General features: G+C 73.3%; 13 protein-coding genes. 7 read left to right on the top strand and 6 right to left on the bottom strand.

What is annotated here, in order from left to right; all coding sequences use genetic code 11:
* Positions 1-7 precede the first annotated feature (7 nt).
* Entirely contained in the window at positions 8-1,255 is a 1,248-nt protein-coding gene (locus ACPFP2_RS01100; protein ID WP_424085107.1) for a cytochrome P450, read from the bottom strand.
* A 359-nt stretch (positions 1,256-1,614) separates the two neighbouring features.
* Between ACPFP2_RS01100 and ACPFP2_RS01105 the strand changes: the two genes are divergently transcribed.
* The gene (locus ACPFP2_RS01105; protein ID WP_424085109.1) at positions 1,615-2,796 is read left to right on the top strand and encodes an acyltransferase family protein; all 1,182 of its coding nucleotides are present in this window, start codon (positions 1,615-1,617) and stop codon (positions 2,794-2,796) included.
* 156 nt (positions 2,797-2,952) lie between these two features.
* Here ACPFP2_RS01105 and ACPFP2_RS01110 read toward each other — a convergent pair whose 3' ends face one another.
* The 3 genes from ACPFP2_RS01110 to ACPFP2_RS01120 form a co-directional block, all read right to left on the bottom strand.
* The gene (locus tag ACPFP2_RS01110) at positions 2,953-5,136 is read right to left on the bottom strand and encodes a molybdopterin oxidoreductase family protein (protein ID WP_424085111.1); all 2,184 of its coding nucleotides are present in this window, start codon (positions 5,134-5,136) and stop codon (positions 2,953-2,955) included.
* A gap of 180 nt (positions 5,137-5,316) precedes the next feature.
* Positions 5,317-6,432 carry an abortive infection protein gene (locus tag ACPFP2_RS01115; RefSeq protein ID WP_424085113.1) on the bottom strand — a complete coding sequence of 372 codons (1,116 nt, stop codon included), beginning with the start codon at positions 6,430-6,432 and terminating at the stop codon, positions 5,317-5,319.
* Positions 6,433-6,465: 33 nt separating this feature from the next.
* On the bottom strand, positions 6,466-7,683 hold the full coding sequence (locus tag ACPFP2_RS01120; RefSeq protein ID WP_424085115.1) for a cytochrome P450: 1,218 nt from the start codon (positions 7,681-7,683) through the stop codon (positions 6,466-6,468).
* 352 nt (positions 7,684-8,035) lie between these two features.
* On the opposite strand from ACPFP2_RS01120, the gene ACPFP2_RS01125 reads away from it, so the two are divergent.
* The 4 genes from ACPFP2_RS01125 (at position 8,036) to rfbH (ending at position 12,896) form a co-directional block, all read left to right on the top strand.
* Positions 8,036-9,445 (top strand): nucleotide disphospho-sugar-binding domain-containing protein, encoded by a 1,410-nt coding sequence (locus ACPFP2_RS01125; protein WP_424085117.1) that lies wholly within the window; start codon positions 8,036-8,038, stop codon positions 9,443-9,445.
* Positions 9,446-9,626: 181 nt separating this feature from the next.
* Positions 9,627-10,649, top strand: coding sequence for an alcohol dehydrogenase catalytic domain-containing protein (locus ACPFP2_RS01130; RefSeq protein ID WP_424085119.1), 1,023 nt, complete (start codon positions 9,627-9,629; stop codon positions 10,647-10,649).
* A gap of 208 nt (positions 10,650-10,857) precedes the next feature.
* Complete coding sequence (locus tag ACPFP2_RS01135; RefSeq protein WP_424085121.1) at positions 10,858-11,475, top strand: TIGR03086 family metal-binding protein; 618 nt, start codon at positions 10,858-10,860, stop codon at positions 11,473-11,475.
* 119 nt (positions 11,476-11,594) lie between these two features.
* Positions 11,595-12,896 (top strand): lipopolysaccharide biosynthesis protein RfbH, encoded by a 1,302-nt coding sequence (rfbH, locus tag ACPFP2_RS01140; protein ID WP_424085123.1) that lies wholly within the window; start codon positions 11,595-11,597, stop codon positions 12,894-12,896.
* 127 nt (positions 12,897-13,023) lie between these two features.
* Here rfbH and ACPFP2_RS01145 read toward each other — a convergent pair whose 3' ends face one another.
* Positions 13,024-14,004 carry an NAD-dependent epimerase/dehydratase family protein gene (locus ACPFP2_RS01145; protein ID WP_424085125.1) on the bottom strand — a complete coding sequence of 327 codons (981 nt, stop codon included), beginning with the start codon at positions 14,002-14,004 and terminating at the stop codon, positions 13,024-13,026.
* A gap of 379 nt (positions 14,005-14,383) precedes the next feature.
* On the opposite strand from ACPFP2_RS01145, the gene ACPFP2_RS01150 reads away from it, so the two are divergent.
* Both ACPFP2_RS01150 and ACPFP2_RS01155 read left to right on the top strand, forming a co-directional pair.
* Positions 14,384-15,238, top strand: a complete 855-nt coding sequence (locus ACPFP2_RS01150; RefSeq protein ID WP_424085127.1) for an AfsR/SARP family transcriptional regulator — start codon at positions 14,384-14,386, stop codon at positions 15,236-15,238.
* Positions 15,239-15,546: 308 nt separating this feature from the next.
* Positions 15,547-17,727, top strand: coding sequence for a peroxidase family protein (locus tag ACPFP2_RS01155; protein ID WP_424085129.1), 2,181 nt, complete (start codon positions 15,547-15,549; stop codon positions 17,725-17,727).
* Positions 17,728-18,364: 637 nt separating this feature from the next.
* Here ACPFP2_RS01155 and ACPFP2_RS01160 read toward each other — a convergent pair.
* Positions 18,365-19,006, bottom strand: a complete 642-nt coding sequence (locus ACPFP2_RS01160; RefSeq protein ID WP_424085131.1) for a copper resistance CopC family protein — start codon at positions 19,004-19,006, stop codon at positions 18,365-18,367.
* Between the last annotated feature and the right edge of the window lie 7 nt (positions 19,007-19,013).

Below are 19,013 nucleotides of genomic sequence, written 5' to 3' on the forward strand. Positions count from 1 at the left end.
GCACGGATCACCAGACGACGGGCAGGCAGGCCAGGCGCTGCACGTCCCCGCTCTGGTAGGTGGGGATGTGCGCGGCCGGCACCGCGAGCTGGAGCCCGGGCAGCCGCCGCACCAGGGCGCGGAAGGCGATGTCCAGCTCCAGCCGGGCCAGGTTGTGCCCCAGGCAGTGGTGGATGCCGTAGCTGAAGGCGAGGTGGTTCGACGGCGGCCGGGTGATGTCCAGGGTGTCGGGGTGGCTGGTCACGCTCGGGTCGAGGTTGGCCCCGGCGAAGCTGACCAGGATGCCGTCGCCGGCCCGGATCACGTGCCCGCCGATCTCGATGTCCTCGGTGGCCACCCGGGCGAGCTGCTCGACCAGCGAGATGTAGCGGAGCATCTCCTCGACCGCTCCGGGCACCAGGTCGGGGTCGGCCACCAGGCGCTGGTACTGCTCCGGGTGCTCCAGCAGGGCGAGGGTGCCCAGCCCGATGATGCTCGACGTGGTGATGGTGCCGGCGACCAGGATCGCCATCGCGAAGGAGACCAGCTCCTTGGGGGTCAGGGTGCCCTTGGCGACCTGGCCGGCGAGCAGGTCGTCGATAAGCCCGGTGGCCGGCTGCGCCTGCCGCGCCTCGACCAGATCGGTCAGGTACGCGGTCAGCTTCTCCATCGCCTCGTCGGCCCGCTCCGGCTCGAACAGGTCCCGGGCCAGCGGCTCGAAGATGGCCCGGTCGGCGTACGGCACGCCGAGGTAGGCGCAGACCACCCGGGTCGGCACCGGGGTGGAGAAGGTGGACACCAGGTCGCCGGGCGCGCCCTCGTCGATCAGCGCGTCCAGGCACTCCTCGACGATGCGTTCGATCTCCGGGCGCAGCACCGCCACCCGTCGTACGGTGAACCGCGGCACCAGCATCTGCCGCTGCCGGGTGTGCTCCGGCGGGTCCACCCCGAACAGGGCGCCGGCGAAGCCGCCCTCCTCCTCCTTGGCCATCTCCCGGGTCGCCCGCATCCGGGTGTGCCGCTCGTCCATCACCGGGTAGTTGGGGAAGTCCGAGCGGTTGGAGACCCGCCGGTCGGCGAGCAGGGCGCGGGCCTCGGTCGGTCCGGTGACGAACCAGGCGACCTTGCCGTCGTAGAGTCGTACCTTCGAGATCGGCCCGGGCTCACGCAGCCGGGCGGTCTCCGGCGACGGGTGGTACGGGCACTCCCGGGGAATCGGGTAGCTGGGCAGTTCCGACGAGCCCGGCTCCGATGTGGTCTTCGTTGGCACGGCCATGGCCACCCCTCGAACGTCAAAGCGGAACCGTCGTCCCGCGTTCGGCGCGCACCGCCGCGGCACGGCCGACCGGTGACCGGCGTCTGCGACGCCCGTCGCGGTCGCGCCACGGCCCGGCGGCGCTGCTGACACGACGCGTCAACGGTCGCTTTCCACGGTTGGCCTGCGCATCCTCCCGATTGCGATGGGCCGTGCGGGCATCCGGCCGGACCGGTTCGCGGGCCGCAACCGGGCGCGCGGAAATCCGCAATTCCAGAGAACTGGCGGGGGATCCACGTTGCTAGATTGCCGGCAACGCAAATGGCAATCGCATCAGCCGTGCACACAGCCCCTGGCGCCTGGAAAGGACGGCCGCGAATATGACAGCGATAGACGGGGCGGCGACACAGGCCAAGGAGTCCGTTCCGACGAGACTTCCGTCCCTGACCGCACTACGCATCATCGCCGCGAGTCTGGTGTTCATCGGACACGGGCTCATCTTCCCGCTCTTCCGGAACGACGACGTCAACGAGGTGTACGGCATCCTCGCCCACAACACCGGATCCGTCGGCGTCGCATTCTTCTTCGTGCTCAGCGGTTTCGTCCTCACCTGGTCGGCCCGCTCGGCCGACAGCACCGGGGCGTTCTACCGCCGGCGCTTCTTCAAGATCTTCCCCAACCACGTGGTGGTCTACCTCGGGGTGCTGGCCCTGATGCTGGTCGCCGGCCTGCCCGTCATGCTCGGGCCGACGCTGGCCAGCCTCCCGCTCGTCCAGGGCTTCCTGCCGGACCCGAACTACCACCTGTTCGCCGTCAACGGCGTCACCTGGTCGCTCTCGGTCGAGCTGCTGTTCTACGCGCTCTTCCCGGTGCTGCTGCCGCTGGTGAACCGGATCCGGCCGCAGCGGCTCTGGCTCACCGCCGGGCTGTTCACCGCCGGCGCCATGCTGCTGCCGGTGATCGCCCGGGCGGCCCTGCCGGACGCGCCGCTGAGCCCGATGTCGACCACGCTGAGCTGGACCGAGCAGTGGTTCGTCTACTTCTTCCCGCCGGCGCGGCTGTTCGAGTTCCTGGTCGGCATGGTCATGGCCCGGATCCTGCTCTCCGGACGCTGGATCGGGCTGCGCGCCATGCTGCCGGCGCTGCTGCTGGTGGTGGTCTACGTGGCGACCGTGCCGCTGAGCCTGATGGACGGCTACCAGTCGGTGCTGCTCGTGCCCATGGCGCTGCTGATCACCGCCGCCGCCGCGAGCGACGTGGCCGGCCGCCCCTCGCTGCTGAACAACCGTCCGATGGTCTGGCTCGGTGAGATCTCCTACGCCTTCTTCCTGGTCCACGTGCACGTGCTCTTCCTGCTGCACGCGGCGGTCAACGGGCAGCTCGGCGTGCGGGCCGCGTACCAGCCGTACCAGTTCGACACGGTCACCGGCATCGCCTTCCTCGTCGGGGTCTACCTGGTCTGCATCCTCGTCTCCTGGGCGCTCTACGCCCTGGTGGAACGGCCCGCGATGCGGCTCTGGGCGTACCCCCGGCGGGCGTCGGCCCCGGCCGTGCCCCGCTGACCTGCCGCCGGCTCCGGGCCGGCCGGTGGACGATCCCCGGTGGGCGGCAGCGTCGCCGCCCGCCGGGGATCCGGGCTGTCCGGAGCCGGCGCGCCCACCGTCCACACGCCACGGCGCCCCCGCCCGATCCGGGCGAGGGCGCCGACTGCGTAGTGGTCAGTCCGCCGGAGCCGACGCCGGGGCGACCGTCACCGGGACCCCGCTGAACACGGCGTTGCCGGAGAGCACGTCCACGACCGTCTCGTCGGTGAGGGCGTTGGCGTTGACCCCCGGGTCCTGGGCGGCCAGCCGCTGCCCGGTACGGCGATGCCCCCAGCCGTGCGGCAGGCTCACCACGCCGGCCATGACGGTGTCGTTCGGCTCCACCGGTACGACCACCTCGCCGGCGGCGGAGCGGACGACGGCGTGCCCGTCGAGCCCGAGCCGGGCCACGTCGGCCGGGTTGACGTGCAACGTGCACCGGTTGCTGCCGCCCACCAGCGTCGGGGTGTTGTGCAGCCAGCTGTTGTTGGACCGGAGCTGGCGGCGGCCGACGAGCAGGAACTCCGGCTGCGGCCCGGCGAAGCGGGCGCGCAGCCGCGCCACGTCCGCGGTCAGCTGCGGCGGCGCCAGCTCGACCCGCCCCGAGGCGGTGCGCAGCAGCTCCGGCAGGCGTGGCTCCAGCGGGCCCAGGTCGATGCCGTGCGGGTTGGCCCGCAGCTTCTCCAGCGACAGGTCGTACGGGCCGAGCCGGAGCATCGCGTCGAGCATCAGCTCCGGCCCGCTGTCGCCGGTCAACTCGGCGCGCAGCTGCGCCACGTCCGCGCCGGCCAGCGGCGACCCCGGGATCGACGTGCCGCCCCGCAGCACCGCGTCGAGGATCGCCTCGTCGGCCAGCGACGGGTCGGCGTCGGCGCCCTGACCGGAGATGATCAGCAGCAGCCGGGCCATGATCTCGGCCTCGGACGGCTGGCCCGGCGCCAACGGCAGGATCTGCGGGGAGAACCGCGTGTAGTTGCGGACCGTCACGATCAGCAGCAGGAAGTCGTAGTGCGGCATCTGCAGGATCCGCGGCGGGGGCAGGATGACGTCCGCGTGCCGGGTCGTCTCGTTGAGGTACGGGTCGACGGCGACCATGAAGTCCAGGCCGGGCAGCGCCCGGTCCAGCCGCGGCCCGTTCGGCGCGGAGAGCACCAGGTTGCCGGCGAGACAGACGAACGCGCGGACCTGCCCCTCGCCCGGGGTCTCGATCTCGTCGGCGAGGGTCGCCACCGGGATCTCCCCGAGCACCTCCGGCAGCTTGCGGACCCGGCTGTGCCAGCGTCCCGTCGCGAACGGCTGCCCGGTGCGGAAGATCTCCAGCGCGGCGGTGCGGGTGAACATCACCCCGCCGGGGCGGTCGAAGTTGCCGGTGAGGATGTTCACCACGTCGACCAGCCACTGGGCCAGGGTGCCGAACTCCACGGTGGACGTGCCGACCCGGGTGTAGACGGCGGCGGTCGGCGCGGCGGCCAGGTCGCGGGCCAGTCGCCGCACGTCCTCGGCGGCGATGCCGCAGACCGGCGCCACCGCGTCGGGGCTGAACTCCTCGGCGAGGGCGCGCAGCTCGTCGAGGCCCTCCACCTCGAGGTCGACCCGGGTCAGCTTCTCGGCGAAGAGGGTGTGCACCATCCCGAAGAGCAGGAACGCGTCGGTGCCGGGGCGTACCGGCAGGTGCTCGTCGGCGAACGCGGCGGTGCGCGTGCGTCGCGGGTCGACCACGACCACCCGGCCGCCCCGGGCCCGCAGCGCCCGCAGCCGGGCGGCGAAGTCCGGCGCGGCGCAGAGCGAACCGTGCGACTCCAACGGGTTCGCCCCGATGATCAGCAGGTGGTCGGTGCGGTCCACGTCGGGCACCGCGATGGCGAACGGGTCACCGAACATGTACCCGGTCGAGACGTGCTTCGGGATCTGGTCGATGGTGCTGGCGGAGAAGACGTTACGGCTGCCGAGCGCCTGGGTCAGCGGCTCGCGGTACATGAAGCCCGCCATGGTGTGGTACGTCGGGTTGCCGAAGTAGACGGCGAGCGCCTCGCGGCCGTGCTCGGCGACCACCCGGCTCAGGCCCTCGTCGACCCGGCGGAACGCCTCCTCCCAGCTCACCTCCCGCCACTGGTCGCCGTCGCGCACCATCGGTGCGCGCAGCCGGTCCGGGTCCTCGTCGAGGCGGCCGAGGCTGGCTCCCTTCGGGCAGACGTACCCGCCGCTGAACGGGTCGTCCGGGTCGCCCCGGACGGAGGTGACGTGGTCGGCCTCGTCGAGGGTGAGCCGCAGGCCGCAGACGGCGTCGCAGATCGGGCAGGTCCGGTGCGCGGTTCTCATGGTGCTCCTGAGGGGTCGGGCCCGGCTGCCGACGGCGGTACGCGGGACGGGCCGGTGACCCCTCCCGCGCGTCGGCCGGGGAACCCCCGAGGGTCCCCCGGCCGTGGTGCCGGACGCCGACGCGGCGGGCTGCGGTGACGGTGGTGCCGGGCCGGACGGTGACCCGCCCGGCCCGGACGCTCAGCGGCGCGCCGCCTGGAAGCCGAGGTGCGCGTAGTGGTCGGCGATGGCGTGGAAGGACTCCTTCGGCTCGACCCGGTAGGTCGAGGCCGGGTCGGCGAAGTCGTCCCGGATCGTCTTGACGATCGCCATGCTCGCGGTGTCCAGGTCGAGGCGGGGGTCGGGGGAGTGGGGGTGGGTCGGGTGGATGAACTCCGAGACCCACGCCCCGTTCACCCCGGCCTGCTCGAACAACTCGAACATCCGCAGGTGGTACGCCGCCTGGCGACCCTCGTCGCGGACCACGCCGTCGAACACGAGCGGCGTGTCGCCGGCCCGGTCCACGACGTCCCAGAAGAAGAACGCCTTCTCCTCCGCGCCCTGGTAGGTGGCGGTGCCGAACTCGGCGATCTGGATGGGCAGGCCCCAGCGGCGGTAGCCGTCGAGCACCGCCCGGTGCTGCTCCGGCGTGTGGTACGTCGGCAGGTACTGCCACATCAGCGCGATCCGGTCGAACAGCGACCAGTCGACCTGCTCGAACGGCGCGGCCGAGTAGCTGACCGGGCCGGTGAACATCTGCCGGGCCACCCCGTTGGCCTGGGCCAGGAACTCGTTGAGCCGGGGCGCCGCCTCGGCGAAGTCGATCCGCCCGGTCGGCTTGAGCAGGTGGTGGTCCGCGTCGGCGTACGCGTTGGCCATCCGCTCGTGGTACTGCTCGCCGTCGGCGATGCCGGGAGTGAACAGCAGGTGCACCGCGCCGACCGTCAGGTCGATCCGGGCGTCCTGCCGGCGCAGCGACTCGGCGAGCCGGGCCGCCTCGGCCAGGTGGTCCAGCACCTCGCCCTGCGGTCGGTCCGCCAGCCGGGGCTGCAACCGCACGTGCAGGTCCCGCTCGACGGCGGCCTCCGCGGTCTCCCGCAGCCGATCGAGGTCACTGCCGTAGATCGTGATCGAGTTGCAGTTGAGCTGGTCGCTGATCAGGCTCAGCTCCTCCAGCATCTGTCGCCTGCTCCACGCCGTGCGGGAGAGGTCGCCCTGACCGGTGGCGAAGTTCGTACCGGTGTCGTAGGCGACGCCGCGGTACTCCAGGACCTCGCCGGTCGCGCCGCCGGCCTGGTCGGTGCGGGGCTGTGCCATGCTGCTCCTTCTCCTCGTAGCCGTCGGGGCCGGTCACCACACCACGGGCAGCTCGTACAGCCGTTGCAGGGTGCCGTCGTTGTTGTTGCTGGGCAGCTTGTCGAGGTCGGCCGCCGGGCGCAGGTTCGGCATCCGCTCGACCAGCGTCCGGAAGGCGATCTCCAGCTCCAGCCGGGCCAGGTTGTCGCCGGGGCAGCGGTGGATGCCGTGGCTGAACGAGAAGCTGGGCTTGGCCGGCCGGCGGATGTCGAACGTGTCCGGCTCCGCCACGTGCGCCGGGTCGAAGTTGACCCCGGCGCAGCTGATCAGGATCCCCTCACCGCTGCGGATGACGTTGCCGTCGCCCAGGTCGATGTCCTCGACCGCCACCCGGGCGAACGCCTCGACCAGGGAGACGTAGCGCAGGATCTCCTCGACGGCGGCGGGCACGATCTCCGGGTCCGCCCGGAGCGCCTCCCACTGCTCGGGGTTGTCCAGCAGCGCCATCGTGCCCAGCGAGATCACGTTGGTGGTGGTGTCGGTGCCGGCCACCAGCATCGCCATGGCGATGTGCACCAGTTCCGAGCGGGTCAGCTCACCGGTGTGCAGGTGGTTGGCGATCAGGTCGTCGAGCAGGCCGACCGCCCCGGCGCCCGGGTCGTTCTCCTTCTTCTGGATCAGCCGGTCGAGGTACTCGCCCAGCTCCGCGGTGGCCTCCTCGGCCAGCTCCGGCACGAAGAGCTTGTGCGCCGGGGTCTCGAAGTCCTCGTGCTCGTCGTACGGCACGCCGAGCACGGTGCTCATCACCATCGACGGCACCGGCTGGGCGAACATGCTCACCAGGTCCGCCGGCGCGCCGTGGCGCATCATGTCGTCGAGCTTCCCGTCGACGATGCGCTGGACGTCGTCGCGCAGCAGCGCGGTGCGCCGCAGCGTGAAGCTCGGCATGATCATGGAGCGCTGCTTGGTGTGCTCCGGCGGGTCGACCCCGAACAGCACGTCGGCGTAGCCGCTGTCGACGACCTTCTCGAACTCCTCGTTCAGCAACGGGTAGTTGCCGTGGTACGGGCGGATCGACACCCGGCGGTAGTCGGAGAGCACCGCACGGGCCTGCGCCGCGCCGGTGACCAGCCAGGCGGTCCGTCCGTTGTAGAGCTTCACCTTGGTCATCGGGCTGTCCGCCCGCAGGCCGACGTGTCGGGCCGACGGCCGGTACGGGCATTCCCGTGGGATCGGGAAGGCCGGCGGGTCGGCGGCTTCGGGCATCGCCATGGGTCACCCCTCACTCACCACGGGTCGCCACGCGTGATGGCACACACGTCGCCCGCAGGATCCGATGTCGTCCGGCGCTCATCGTCCAACCGGCCGCCCGGCGGCGGCATCTTCCTGATTGCCCACCGCCGAGCGGCCGTCCCCGCCCGCCGGTCGGCCCGGCGGGGCCTGCGCATGGCAGGAGAAGCCGCCACGGCGCGGGATCGGCATCCTGATCTCCAGGCCGACACGGCGACACGCCGTGCCGGCACGACCCGTCGTCCGCGCCTGCCCCGGCGGCGACCCGCCGGGGGTGCTCCGCGCCCGGACGCCGGGGGACCGGTGCCACCCCGTGTGCCCAAGGAGGACCCCTGTGCGTGTGCTGATCACCGTCTATCCCGCCGTGGCGCATCTGTATCCCGTGGTGCCGTACGCCTGGGCGTTGCAGACCGCCGGGCACGAGGTCCGGGTCGCGTCCCACGCCGGCTTCGCCGACACCATCGCCAGCACCGGCCTGGTCCCGGTCGCGCTGGGCGACGCGGGCTCGCCGGAGCCGCGGCTGCGCGAGGACGCCCGGCAGCCGCCGGCCCCGGAGGAGGTCAACGCGTACGTGCGGGCCATGGGCCTGAGCCCGGAGGAGGCCGAGCACTGGATCGCCTTCTACCAGTGGAACCTCAACCCGGCCTCGGACTACGTGCGCGCCGACCTGCCCGACGCCCCGGACCTGGTCGAGTTCGCCCGCGCCTGGCGGCCGGACCTGGTGCTGTGGGACCTGGTCTTCCCGGCCGGGGCGGTGGCGGCGCGGGCCGCCGGCGCGGCGCACGGTCGGCTGCTCGGCAGCAATCTCGACTACTTCGCCTACAGCCAGGAGCGGCTGGCCGCGCACCGGCAGGCGGTCCGCGCCGCCGGCCTCGCCGACGACCCGCTGGCCGACCTGGTCCGGCCGCTGGCCGACCGGTACGGGGTGCCCGTCGACGACGAGCTGCTGCTCGGGCAGTTCACCGTCGACCCGCTGCCCAAGGGGCTGAGTCTGCCCACCGCCACGGTGAAGGTGCCGGTGCGCAAGGTCCCCTACACCGGCGCGTCGGTCTTCCCGCGCTGGCTGCACACCCGGCCGCAGGGGCGGCCCCGTATCGCGCTGTCGCTCGGCGAGTCGACCCGCCGCTACGTCGCCGGTGACTGGGGTCGTACCCCGAAGCTGCTCGCCGCCCTGGCCGGCCTCGACGTCGAGGTGGTCGCCACGCTCAGCCCGCTTCAGCTGGCCGCGGTGGACATGCTGCCGGACAACGTGCGGGCGATCGAGTGGGTGCCGCTGACCCAGCTGCTGCCGACCTGTGACGCCCTCGTGCACCACGGCGGTATGGGCACGTTCAGTTCCGCCGTCGCCGCGGGCATCCCGCAGCTGGTCTGCGACACCGACGACTCGCTGCTGTTCCGCCCGGCGACGGCCGCGCCGGCCGAGGCCGACAGCGGCACCTACCGGGCCGGCCGGGAGTTCGGGGTCCAGGACGAGGACGTGGCCGAGGAGGCCGCCGGCTGGTTGCACCCGGAGAAGAACCTGCTGGCCACCCCCTGCGCCGGCTACGTCACCGAGCAGGGCGCCGGGGTCCGGCTCGACCACCAGAAGCAGAGCGTCGAGGAGATCCGGGCGCAGATCCGGCGGGTGCTCACCGAACCGGCCTTCCGGGAGGGGGCGAGCGCGCTGCGCGAGACCTGGCAGGCGATGCCCAGCCCCAACGAGATCGTCCCGGCGCTGGAGGCGCTCGCCGCCCGCCGGTCCTGACCGGCCAGGAGTCGACCCGTCGGCCGTGCGGCAATCGCGAGGATGTCCGGCCGGTCGGGGCAGGGCGAGCATGCAGGGGCGGCGCGGGCGGAGGAGCATCCGTCGGCGCCGCCCGTCCCGACGCCGTGGCGTCCGGGGCGGATCCTCCTTCGAGTCGTGCACAGGACGGTGGTGGTCGGTGATGAGAGCGGCGGTCGTGCCGGGAGTCGACGTTGCCTGGGAGCTGCGTGAGGTGGCGACGCCCTCGCCGGGTCCCGGTGAGGTGCTCGTACGCGTGCGGGCCTGCGGGGTCTGCGTCAACGACGTGCTGGCCACCCGGGGGATGCTGCCCTTCCCGGCGGTCGACCCGGCCGTCACCGGGCACGAGCCGGTCGGCGAGGTGGTCGAGGTGGGCGCCGGGGTGACCAGCCGGCGGCCCGGTGACCGGGTCGGGGTGACCTGGGTACGGTCCGGCTGCGGCCGGTGCGACTACTGCCTGCGGGACCTGCCGGTGACCGGCCAGACGGCGCTGAACTGCCCCGCGCCGACGACCACCGGGTTCACCGCGCCGGGCGGGCACGCCGAGTACCTGGTGGCCGCCGCCGAGTCGACCGTGCTGCTGCCCGACGGGCTCGCCTGGGAGCTGGCCGCCCCGGTGATGTGTGCCGGCTACACCGCCTGGTCGGCGCTGCGCGCGGCGGAGCCCCGCCCGCACGACCGGGTGGCCGTGATCGGCATCGGTGGCCTCGGCCACCTGGCCGTGCAGTACGCGAAGGCCTGCGGGCACGAGACGATCGCGATCACCGGCTCGGCGGACAAGCACGAGGCGGCCCGCCGGCTCGGCGCCGACCTGGTGGTCGCCGACGGGGAGCAGCTGCGCGCCGCCGGCGGCGCCGACGTGGTCATCCTCACCGCGCCGTCGCACCGGGCCGCCGCGGCCTGCCTGCCCGGCCTGCGCGTGCAGGGGCGGATGGTGCTCGCCGGCATCGACGGCGTCGAGCCGTTCACCATCCCGCCGGCCATGACCTACCCGTTCTTCTCCCAGGGCCAGCGGATCACCGGCGCCACCCACGGCGGCCCCCACCTGTTGCGCGAGGCGCTGGAGCTGGTCGCCGCGGGTCGGGTCACCCCGTGGGTGGAGACCTTCCCGGCGACCCGGGTCGCCGAGGCCGTCGACCGCGTCGCCAAGGGCGAAGTGCGGTTCCGGGCCGTCGTCGAGTACTGAGCGCGGGCGGCCGTCCGCCGCCCGCCGACCGGGTCCGCCCGGCCCCTGTCCGCCGTGTCGTCGCAGGCCAGCGCGGTGCGCGACACGCCGGGCCGGGCGCTGCGGCGATGACTTTCCCGCTGCCCACCCGTCGTACAGGTAGGGCCCCGGTGGCGCCACGACAGGCGTACACCGGGGTCACCTGACGTCGAGTGGCAGGAGAACGGTTATGTCAACGGTGAAGCCCGGACGGACGGCCGGTCCGTCGGTGAGCGGTGCGGGGCTCACGGCGGAGGAACGAGCCGTCGCCGACCGCTTCGCGCGGCTCGGGGCCCAGTTCGCCGACCGGATCGCCGCGGTCGGCGCGGACGCCTGGTCGGGGCCGACGCCCTGCACCGAGTGGAGCGTGCGCGACCTCGTCGCGCACGTCGTCGAGATGAGCGAGATCCACCTCAACATGGTCGGCCTGCCGGTGCCGCAGGGCCCCGGCGTGGACGTCGACCCGTACAAGGCGTTCGTGCGGGTCCGCGACCAGATCGAGTCCAGCCTGAACGACCCCGAGCAGGCCCGCGCGGAGTTCGACGGGCGCTTCGGGCTGCGCAGCTTCTCCCAGGCGATCGACAGCGCGGTCTGCACCGAGCTGGTCGTGCACGGCTGGGACCTGGCCCGGGCCACCGGGCAGGACGAGCGCATCGACCAGGCCGACATCGACAAGGCGTGGGAGGCGCTGCGGATGGTCGGCGAGGAGGTGGTGCGCAGCCGCATGGTCAGCGGGCCCGCCCTCGAGCCGCCGCCCGGCGCGGACGAGCAGACCAAGCTGCTGGCGTACCTGGGGCGCCGGGCCTGACGTGCCGCACCGCCGGCCGGGACACCCCGGCCGGCGGTGCCTCCACCGTTCCTCGACGCATCCTCGACCGGCGCCGTTGACCATGGGCGTACGCAACGTGGAGCGGAGGGGGCGCGAATATGACGTCGCTGAAGGCGCTGGTGCTCGAACAGACCCGCAAGTACCACCGGGAGCAGGAGCCGGGAGACTTCGTCCCCGGGGTGACCCCGATCCTGTCCTCGGGTGCGGTGCTCGACGAGGACGACCGCGCGGCCTTCGTGGAGGCGGCGCTGGACATGCGGATCGCCGCCGGGATCAGCGCCCGGCGCTTCGAGAGCGCGTTCGCCGCCTACTACAAGCTGCGCAAGGCGCACCTGGTCAACTCGGGCTCGTCGGCCAACCTGCTGGCACTGACCGCGCTGACCTCGCCGAAGCTGGGAGAGGCGCGGCTGCGCCCCGGCGACGAGGTGATCACGGTGGCCGCCGGCTTCCCGACCACGGTCAACCCGATCCTGCAGAATGGTCTGGTGCCGGTCTTCGTCGACGTGGAGCTCGGCACCTACAACACCACCGCCGAGCGGGTCGCCGAGGCGATCTCGCCGCGTACCCGGGCCATCATGATCGCGCACACCCTGGGCAACCCGTTCCCGGTCGCGGAGATCGCCGACCTGGCCACCGAGCACGACCTGTTCCTCGTCGAGGACAACTGCGACGCGGTCGGCTCGACGTACCGTGGCAAGCTGACCGGCACCTTCGGCGACCTGACCACGGTGAGCTTCTACCCGGCGCACCACCTCACCGCCGGTGAGGGCGGCTGCGTGCTGACCGGCAGCCTGGAGCTGGCCCGCATCGTCGAGTCGCTGCGCGACTGGGGCCGGGACTGCTGGTGCGAGCCCGGCACCGACAACACCTGCCTCAAGCGGTTCGACTACCAGCTGGGCACCCTGCCCGCCGGCTACGACCACAAGTACGTCTACTCGCACGTCGGCTACAACCTGAAGGCCACCGATCCGCAGGCCGCGCTCGTGCTCAGCCAGCTGCGCCGGCTGCCGGAGTTCATCGAGACCCGGCGGCGCAACTTCCGCCGCCTTTACGAAGGCCTGGCCGACCTGCCCGGCCTGCTGCTGCCGCAGGCGACCCCGGACAGCGACCCGAGCTGGTTCGGTTTCCCGATCAGCGTCCGGCCCGAGGCGCCGTTCACCCGGCAGCAGCTGGTGGCGCGTCTCGAGGAGCGCAGGATCGGCACCCGCCGGCTCTTCGCCGGCAACCTCACCCGGCACCCGGCCTACCAGGACGTGCCGTGCCGGATCGTGGGGGACCTGGCCAACTCGGACTTCGTCACCGAGCACACCTTCTGGATCGGCGTGTACCCCGGCATCACGCTGGAGATGGCCGACTTCGTGATCGACACCGTCCGCACCTTCGTGACCGGGCGGCACTGACGCGGCGACCACGGCGGGAGTCCGCTCTCCCGCCACCGGCGTACCCGTGCCGGCGGCCGGTCACCCAGCCGCCAGAACAACCATTTTCCACCCTCCTCCCCAAGCGCCCCGATCGGCACACCCGTTGTCAGCCCTGCTCCCAGAGCGCCTCGATCGACTCCCGCACCCCGGCCCGGGGCCGCCACCCCAGCAGGCGTCGGGCCCGGCCGATGTCGGCCCGGGTCCACGCGCCCCCGTTGCTGGGCACCGGGGCGTCGACCAGGGGCACGGCGTCCGGCCGCAGCCCCGCCGTCTCCAACAGCACCCGGACCAGCTCCCGCACGTCCTCGGCCACACCGCGTCCGATGTTGATCACCTCTCCGGTGACCGGCGCGCGGCCCGCCAGCACCACCGCCTCGGCCAGGTCGCGGGCGTCGACGAAGTCGCGGCGGGCCGCGGCGACGGTCACCGTCAACCCCTCCGGGCCGGCCCGTCGCAGCCGGTCGCGCAGCGTCCCCAGGAAGCTCGCCGGGGTGGTGTACGGGCCGTAGACGTTCACCGCCCGCAGCACCACGGCGTCCACCGACCCGGCCTGCGCGGCCCGCAGCACGATCCGGCTCCCGGCCAGTTTCACCCGGCCGTACGCGGTGTCCGGGCGGACCTCGGCGGTCTCGCTGACGCTGGTGCCCTCGGCGATCGGGCCGTACTCGTGGACCGAGCCGACGTGCACCAGCCGGGGCCGGGTCCGCGTCGCGCCGACGGCGGCGACGAGCCGGCGGACGAGCTGGACGTGTCCCCGGTTCAGCTCCTCGGTGCGCGCCCAGCCGCCGGCGGCGTTGACCACCGTGTCCACCCCGGCGTCGCCGAGGATCCGGGCCAGGTCGGCCGGGGCGGTGTCGGCGACGTCCAGGGCGAGGAACGGGTGGTCGCCGCCGGGCGGCGCCGTCCTGGCGATGGCGAGGACCCGGTCACCCCGCCGGGCGTACGCGGCGCAGACGGCACGGCCGACACAGCCGGTCGCGCCCAGCACCGCGACCGTCGTGCCCGGCCGGTCGCCGGCGCCCCGGCCCGGCCGGTGGCCCGACCGCGCCCGGCGGCTCGTCCCCTCGGTGCTCGTCCCGTCGGTCATCGGCACACCCTCCTCTCGGCCCCGGTCGGCCGGTGGGCCGGGCCGCCGCCCGGCGCGCCACGGCCGGGCCGGGCGGGGCCACGACGTCCCGGTGAGACCGGACCGACGGCGGTGCGAGGGGACTGCCGGCGCGGGCCGGCTCGGGGCCGTCCCGGCCCACTTCCGCGGCGCGCAGGTGGGCGGCCGGCGGCCACCTCGGGTACGCCGACGGGCCGACCGGTGTCGGCAAGCGTAGGAAGGCCACGCTCGACGGCCGGTCGCATCTCGCTCGAGGCGTCCTGGCACGGCACGGCGGCGGCCGGCACGGTAGAAGATGCAGGCGCGACGGGCCGCCGATGACCATAAGGATCCGCTCAAGTCCAGCCGATCAGGGGCGCGCGTGGAAGCTACGGGTCAACTCATCGACATGGCCGTGCTCGGGCCGCTGTCCGTACGGGTGCGGGGCGTCGCCTGGACGCCGACGGCGCCGAAGGTGCGCAACGTCCTCGCCGTGCTGATCGCGCACGCCGACCAGGTGGTGCCCGCGTCCTCGCTGAGCACCGAGCTGTGGGGGGACGAGCCGCCGGCCAGCGCGTCGACCACGGTGCAGACGTACATCCTCAACCTGCGCAAGCACTTCGCGGCCGCGACCGGCCGGTCGGTGGCGGAGGTGAGCAACGACCTGCTGGTCACCCGGGCCGGCGGGTACCTGCTGCGCAGCCGACTGACCGGCCTGGACCTGCGCCGCTACGAACTGCTAGCCCTGCGGGGGCGGCAGGCGCTGGCCGACGGGGACGACGACGGGGCCGTGCGGCACCTGGCCGAGGCGATGCGGGTGTGGCGGGGCCGGGCGCTGGTCGACGTGCCCGTGGGACGACTGCTGGAGGCGCGCCGCCGGCAGCTGGAGGAGTCCCGGCTGGTCACCCTGGAGTACCTGGTCGACGCCGAGCTGAGGCTGGGCATGCACCGCGAGGTGCTGACCGAACTGGCCGCCCTGACCGTGGAGAACCCGCTGCACGAGGGGCTGCACGCGCAGTACATGCGGGCGCTGCACCTCAGCGGCCGGCGGGCCCAGGCCCTGGAGGTCTTCCACCGGGTACGGGGCAACCTCGTCACCGAACTGGGCCTCGAACCCGGCCCGCCGGTGCAGCGCCTGCACCAGGCGATCCTCAACGCCGACAACGACGTCGACGGCTGGTCGTCGGAGCGTCGGCCCCTCGTCGGGCCGCGGCCGTCCCCCGCCGGCCGGCCGTGACCCGCCGCGCCGCGGCGGTGGCCGAACCGCTGCCGGACCGACGGGTGGGTGGGGACGCGTCGGTGACCGGATGCGCCGGCCGGCCCGCTGCGCACGGCGGAAGAAGCGCCATCCCCGGGTGGCGTCCACACTACCGGGGAGATCGACAGCCGTACCCGGCGCTCGGCGGCCTCGCCCGTCGACGCCACGCGACGCCCGGTCGTACCCGCCGGTCGACCTGACCTGTCGCGCCCGGACGGACGTCCGGTGGCGGGGTGGCCGGGTCTCCGGCCCATCGTGTTCGTCTAGTCAAAGGGGAGGAGATGGGCATGCGTGCAGTCGCACGGGGCCGGCGTGGCCGGGCCCGATCTGCCAAGGCGGCCCAGGCCGCGGTCGTCGCCCTCGTGGTGGCTGCCGGTGTGGGGTTGAGCGGTCCGGCCAACGCCGGCGCCGCCCGCCCGGACCGGATACTCGGCCTCTGGGAGGTGCAGAGCATCGACGGGTCCGGCAACAACCGGGCGAATCCCAGCTGGGGAAAGATCGACACCATCTACCCCCGGGTCGGGCCGGCCTGGTACGCCGACGGGCTCAACGAGATCGTCGACCTGCCGCCCGAGCGGTACGTCAGCAACCGGATCTTCAACGACGTCGACCAGAACATCTACTCGCCGAACGGCGTCAGCCAGTGGGGCTTCGTGTGGGGCCAGTTCGTCGACCACACCATCGCCCAGCGGCTCGGCCGGCGGCTGGTCAGCCCGCCCGGTGAGACCCGCAACATCGTGTTCGACAACGCCGATCCGATGGAGTCGTTCCGCAACGACATCGGCATCGTCCCGTTCGACCGGTCCCGCCCGGCCGACGGCACCGGTATCACCACCCCCCGGGAGCAGATCAACACGGTCAGCTCCTACCTCGACGGGGCCGCCGTCTACGGCAACGCCACCGACCGGCTGGACTGGCTGCGCGAGGGCACCGTCGACGGCGACCCGCGCAACAACAAGGCCACCCTGCTGATGCCCGGCAACTACCTGCCCCGGCGGGACACCCGGGGCGACGCCTCCACCGCGCCGAACATGGTCGCCGGTGGGCAGCTGTTCAACACCCCGGAGAAGGCGGCGGTCACCGGCGACCAGCGGGCCAACGAGAACCCGGCGCTGCTGGCCATCCAGACCCTGTTCGCCCGGGAGCACAACCGCATCGTCGCGCAGCTGCCGAAGTGGCTGTCCGAACAGGACAAGTTCGAGATCGCCCGGGCGGTGGTCGTCGCCGAGCAGCAGTACATCACCTACACCCAGTTCCTGCCGTCGCTCGGCGTCGACCTGCCCCGCTACAAGGGCTACAAGTCCGACGTGGACGTCTCGGTGAGCAACGAGTTCGCCACCGTCGGGTACCGCGCGCACAGCCAGATCCGCGGTGACTTCCGGCTCGAGGCGGAGGTCGGCCGCTACAGCGAGGCGACCCTCGACCGGCTGCGGGAGCTGGACGTCGAGGTGACGGTCGAGGGCGACACCGTCCGGCTGATGATCCCGCTGGGCGAGGACGCCTTCTTCAACCCGGACCTGCTGGAACTGCTCCAGCTCGGGCCGATGCTGCACGGCGTCGGGCTGCGCCCGCAGACCCGCAACGACGAGCTGATCAGCAACATGCTGCGCAGCTTCCCGTTCTTCGTCCCCGTGCCGGGCAACCCCGGCTGCTCGGACGACCCGGCCCTGCCGCCCTGCCTTCCGGGTCGCAACGACCTGGGCGCGATCGACATCGCCCGCAGCCGCGACCACGGCATGCCGAGCTACAACGACCTGCGGGCCGCGTACGGCCTGCCGGCCAAGCCGTCGTTCGCGGCGATCACCGGGGAGCCGTCGGAGTCCTTCCCGGCCGACCCGGAGCTCACCCCGGGCGCGGAGATCGACGACCTGGACAGCCTGGACTTCACCGCGTTGTACGACGCCGAGGGCAGGCGCACCACGGCAGCGGCCGACAACGCCGTGCGCGCGGAGCGCCGTACCCCGCTCGCGGCCCGGCTCAAGGCCGTCTACGGCAGCGTGGACCGGCTCGACGCGTTCGTCGGCATGATGGCCGAGCCGAACCTGCCGGGCAAGGAGTTCGGTGAGTTGCAGCTGGCGATCTGGCGCAAGCAGTTCACCGCGCTGCGCGACGGCGACCGGTTCCACTACGGCAACGACCCGTTGCTGCCGCTGATCCGGGCCGCCTTCAAAATCGACTATCGGAAGTCGCTCGGTGACATCATCGCCCTGAACACCGACATCCCCCGCGACCACCTGTCGGCCGACGTGTTCCGCACCCCGCAGGCCCAGGACCGGGCCGTCCCGCCGGCCACCGGCGCCGAGCGGCTGCTGCCCGGTCGCTCCGGCACACGTGCGCTCGTCATCGGCAAGGCCGGCCCCGCCAAGCTGCCGGCGGACGGCGCCGCGCTGCTCCCGCCGGGCCTCGCCCCGTCCGGGTCGGCGTCGCGTACGCCCCGGCGGGCGTCGCGCCGGCACAGCCGGCCGTAACCACCGCACCGATCACGATCGGGCCGGGTGCCGCGCGCACCCGGCCCGATCCGTGTGCCCGGCGGATGCCGCCTCGGCCCTCGTCGGTGCTGCCGGTTCGCGCCGTCGGGTCGGGCGGCGCGTGCTTCCGCGGACCGACCCTCGGTGCGGTGTGCCGTCCGGGTGGCTGTCGGCGGACCAGTGGCACCCCTGTGGAGGAGCTGTATGCCGAGATCAGCTCGTCATGGGCCATAGGTGTGCGGTCCACCGGGGCGACGGCTCAGGTATGCGGATCGGATCTCGCCGGTGAGGAGGCCGACCAGTGCTGCGGAGAATCCGACTCGGTGGTGCTCCCCATACGCGGCCGTGCTCGCAGCAGGCACGGTCGAAGCGGTCACCCGGGCGAGCCCGGTGCCACGGGTGATACCCCGGCTCACCCTCCAGCTGCCGGCCGCCCGGCACTGCCTGGACGGACTCGACGGAGAAGCCCAGACGCTCGGTACGCACGGACAGCATCGTGCACGGCTGGCGGGACACCCGTCATCCGGCCCCACCGTCGTATCCGGAGGGTGCCGGAGGGGCGACGTCGGGGTGAAGGGGACGGCGGTCCGGCGGCCGCCGGGGGAGCGGGCCGGCGGCCGCCGAAGACGGACGCCGGTCAGTCGCCCAGCGGCTCGGACGGCCCTCGGTCGCGGGGCCCGGACGCGGTCGGGCCGGCGGGCGTCGGTGTGCCGACGGTGGCCGGGTCCGGTGTGCCGGACGGGCGTCGGCGCAGCAGCAGGACGAGGACGGCGAGCAGCACCAGTCCGTCGACGACCAGCAGGGTGGCGCCCACCGGGTCGACGCCGTGGGCGTGGTCGGCGCTGTCCGTGATCGCGTCGGGGATCTCGCCCGTGGACCGGGGCGCCACGCCGGTGCCGACACTGAACCGCAGCACGCCGGTGTCGTCCTGCCCGTTGGCGAAGGTGATGTGGTAGGCGACGCTGTAGTCGCCGGGCCGGGCGAGACGGACCGGCTGGCGCAACCCGCGCTCCCCGTCGGCCCTGACCCGGCCGTCGTTGACCGTGGCCCCGGCGCTGTCGCGGACGGTGACGTGCGACAGCACCGGGTCGGCGCCGGTCGAGAGCCGCAGGGTGACCTCGTCCGGGGTGCTCGTCAGGGCGGCCCCGTCGGCCGGGGTCACCGCCAGCACCCGGGCCGGCGTGGCGTCCGACTGCCGGGCGACCGCCCCGACTGCGACGGCGATGCCGATGGCGGCCAGGGCGGTGGCGACGGCCAGGGTACGGCGTCCGGCGGACAAGACGGCC

Origin of the sequence: Micromonospora citrea, from assembly GCF_049629545.1 — a bacterium.
In the GTDB taxonomy this organism is placed as follows: Bacteria; Actinomycetota; Actinomycetes; order Mycobacteriales; family Micromonosporaceae; genus Micromonospora; species Micromonospora citrea_A.

What these genes read in the sequence shown, in the direction of transcription:
- ACPFP2_RS01120 (WP_424085115.1), bottom strand. Translation starts at nt 7,683, where the DNA reads ATGGCGATGCCCGAAGCCGCCGACCCGCCGGCCTTCCCGATCCCACGG.
- ACPFP2_RS01115 (WP_424085113.1), bottom strand. Translation starts at nt 6,432, where the DNA reads ATGGCACAGCCCCGCACCGACCAGGCCGGCGGCGCGACCGGCGAGGTC.
- ACPFP2_RS01145 (WP_424085125.1), bottom strand. Translation starts at nt 14,004, where the DNA reads ATGACCGACGGGACGAGCACCGAGGGGACGAGCCGCCGGGCGCGGTCG.
- ACPFP2_RS01105 (WP_424085109.1), top strand. Translation starts at nt 1,615, where the DNA reads ATGACAGCGATAGACGGGGCGGCGACACAGGCCAAGGAGTCCGTTCCG.
- ACPFP2_RS01135 (WP_424085121.1), top strand. Translation starts at nt 10,858, where the DNA reads ATGTCAACGGTGAAGCCCGGACGGACGGCCGGTCCGTCGGTGAGCGGT.
- rfbH (WP_424085123.1), top strand. Translation starts at nt 11,595, where the DNA reads ATGACGTCGCTGAAGGCGCTGGTGCTCGAACAGACCCGCAAGTACCAC.
- ACPFP2_RS01155 (WP_424085129.1), top strand. Translation starts at nt 15,547, where the DNA reads ATGCGTGCAGTCGCACGGGGCCGGCGTGGCCGGGCCCGATCTGCCAAG.
- ACPFP2_RS01110 (WP_424085111.1), bottom strand. Translation starts at nt 5,136, where the DNA reads ATGAGAACCGCGCACCGGACCTGCCCGATCTGCGACGCCGTCTGCGGC.
- ACPFP2_RS01130 (WP_424085119.1), top strand. Translation starts at nt 9,627, where the DNA reads ATGAGAGCGGCGGTCGTGCCGGGAGTCGACGTTGCCTGGGAGCTGCGT.
- ACPFP2_RS01100 (WP_424085107.1), bottom strand. Translation starts at nt 1,255, where the DNA reads ATGGCCGTGCCAACGAAGACCACATCGGAGCCGGGCTCGTCGGAACTG.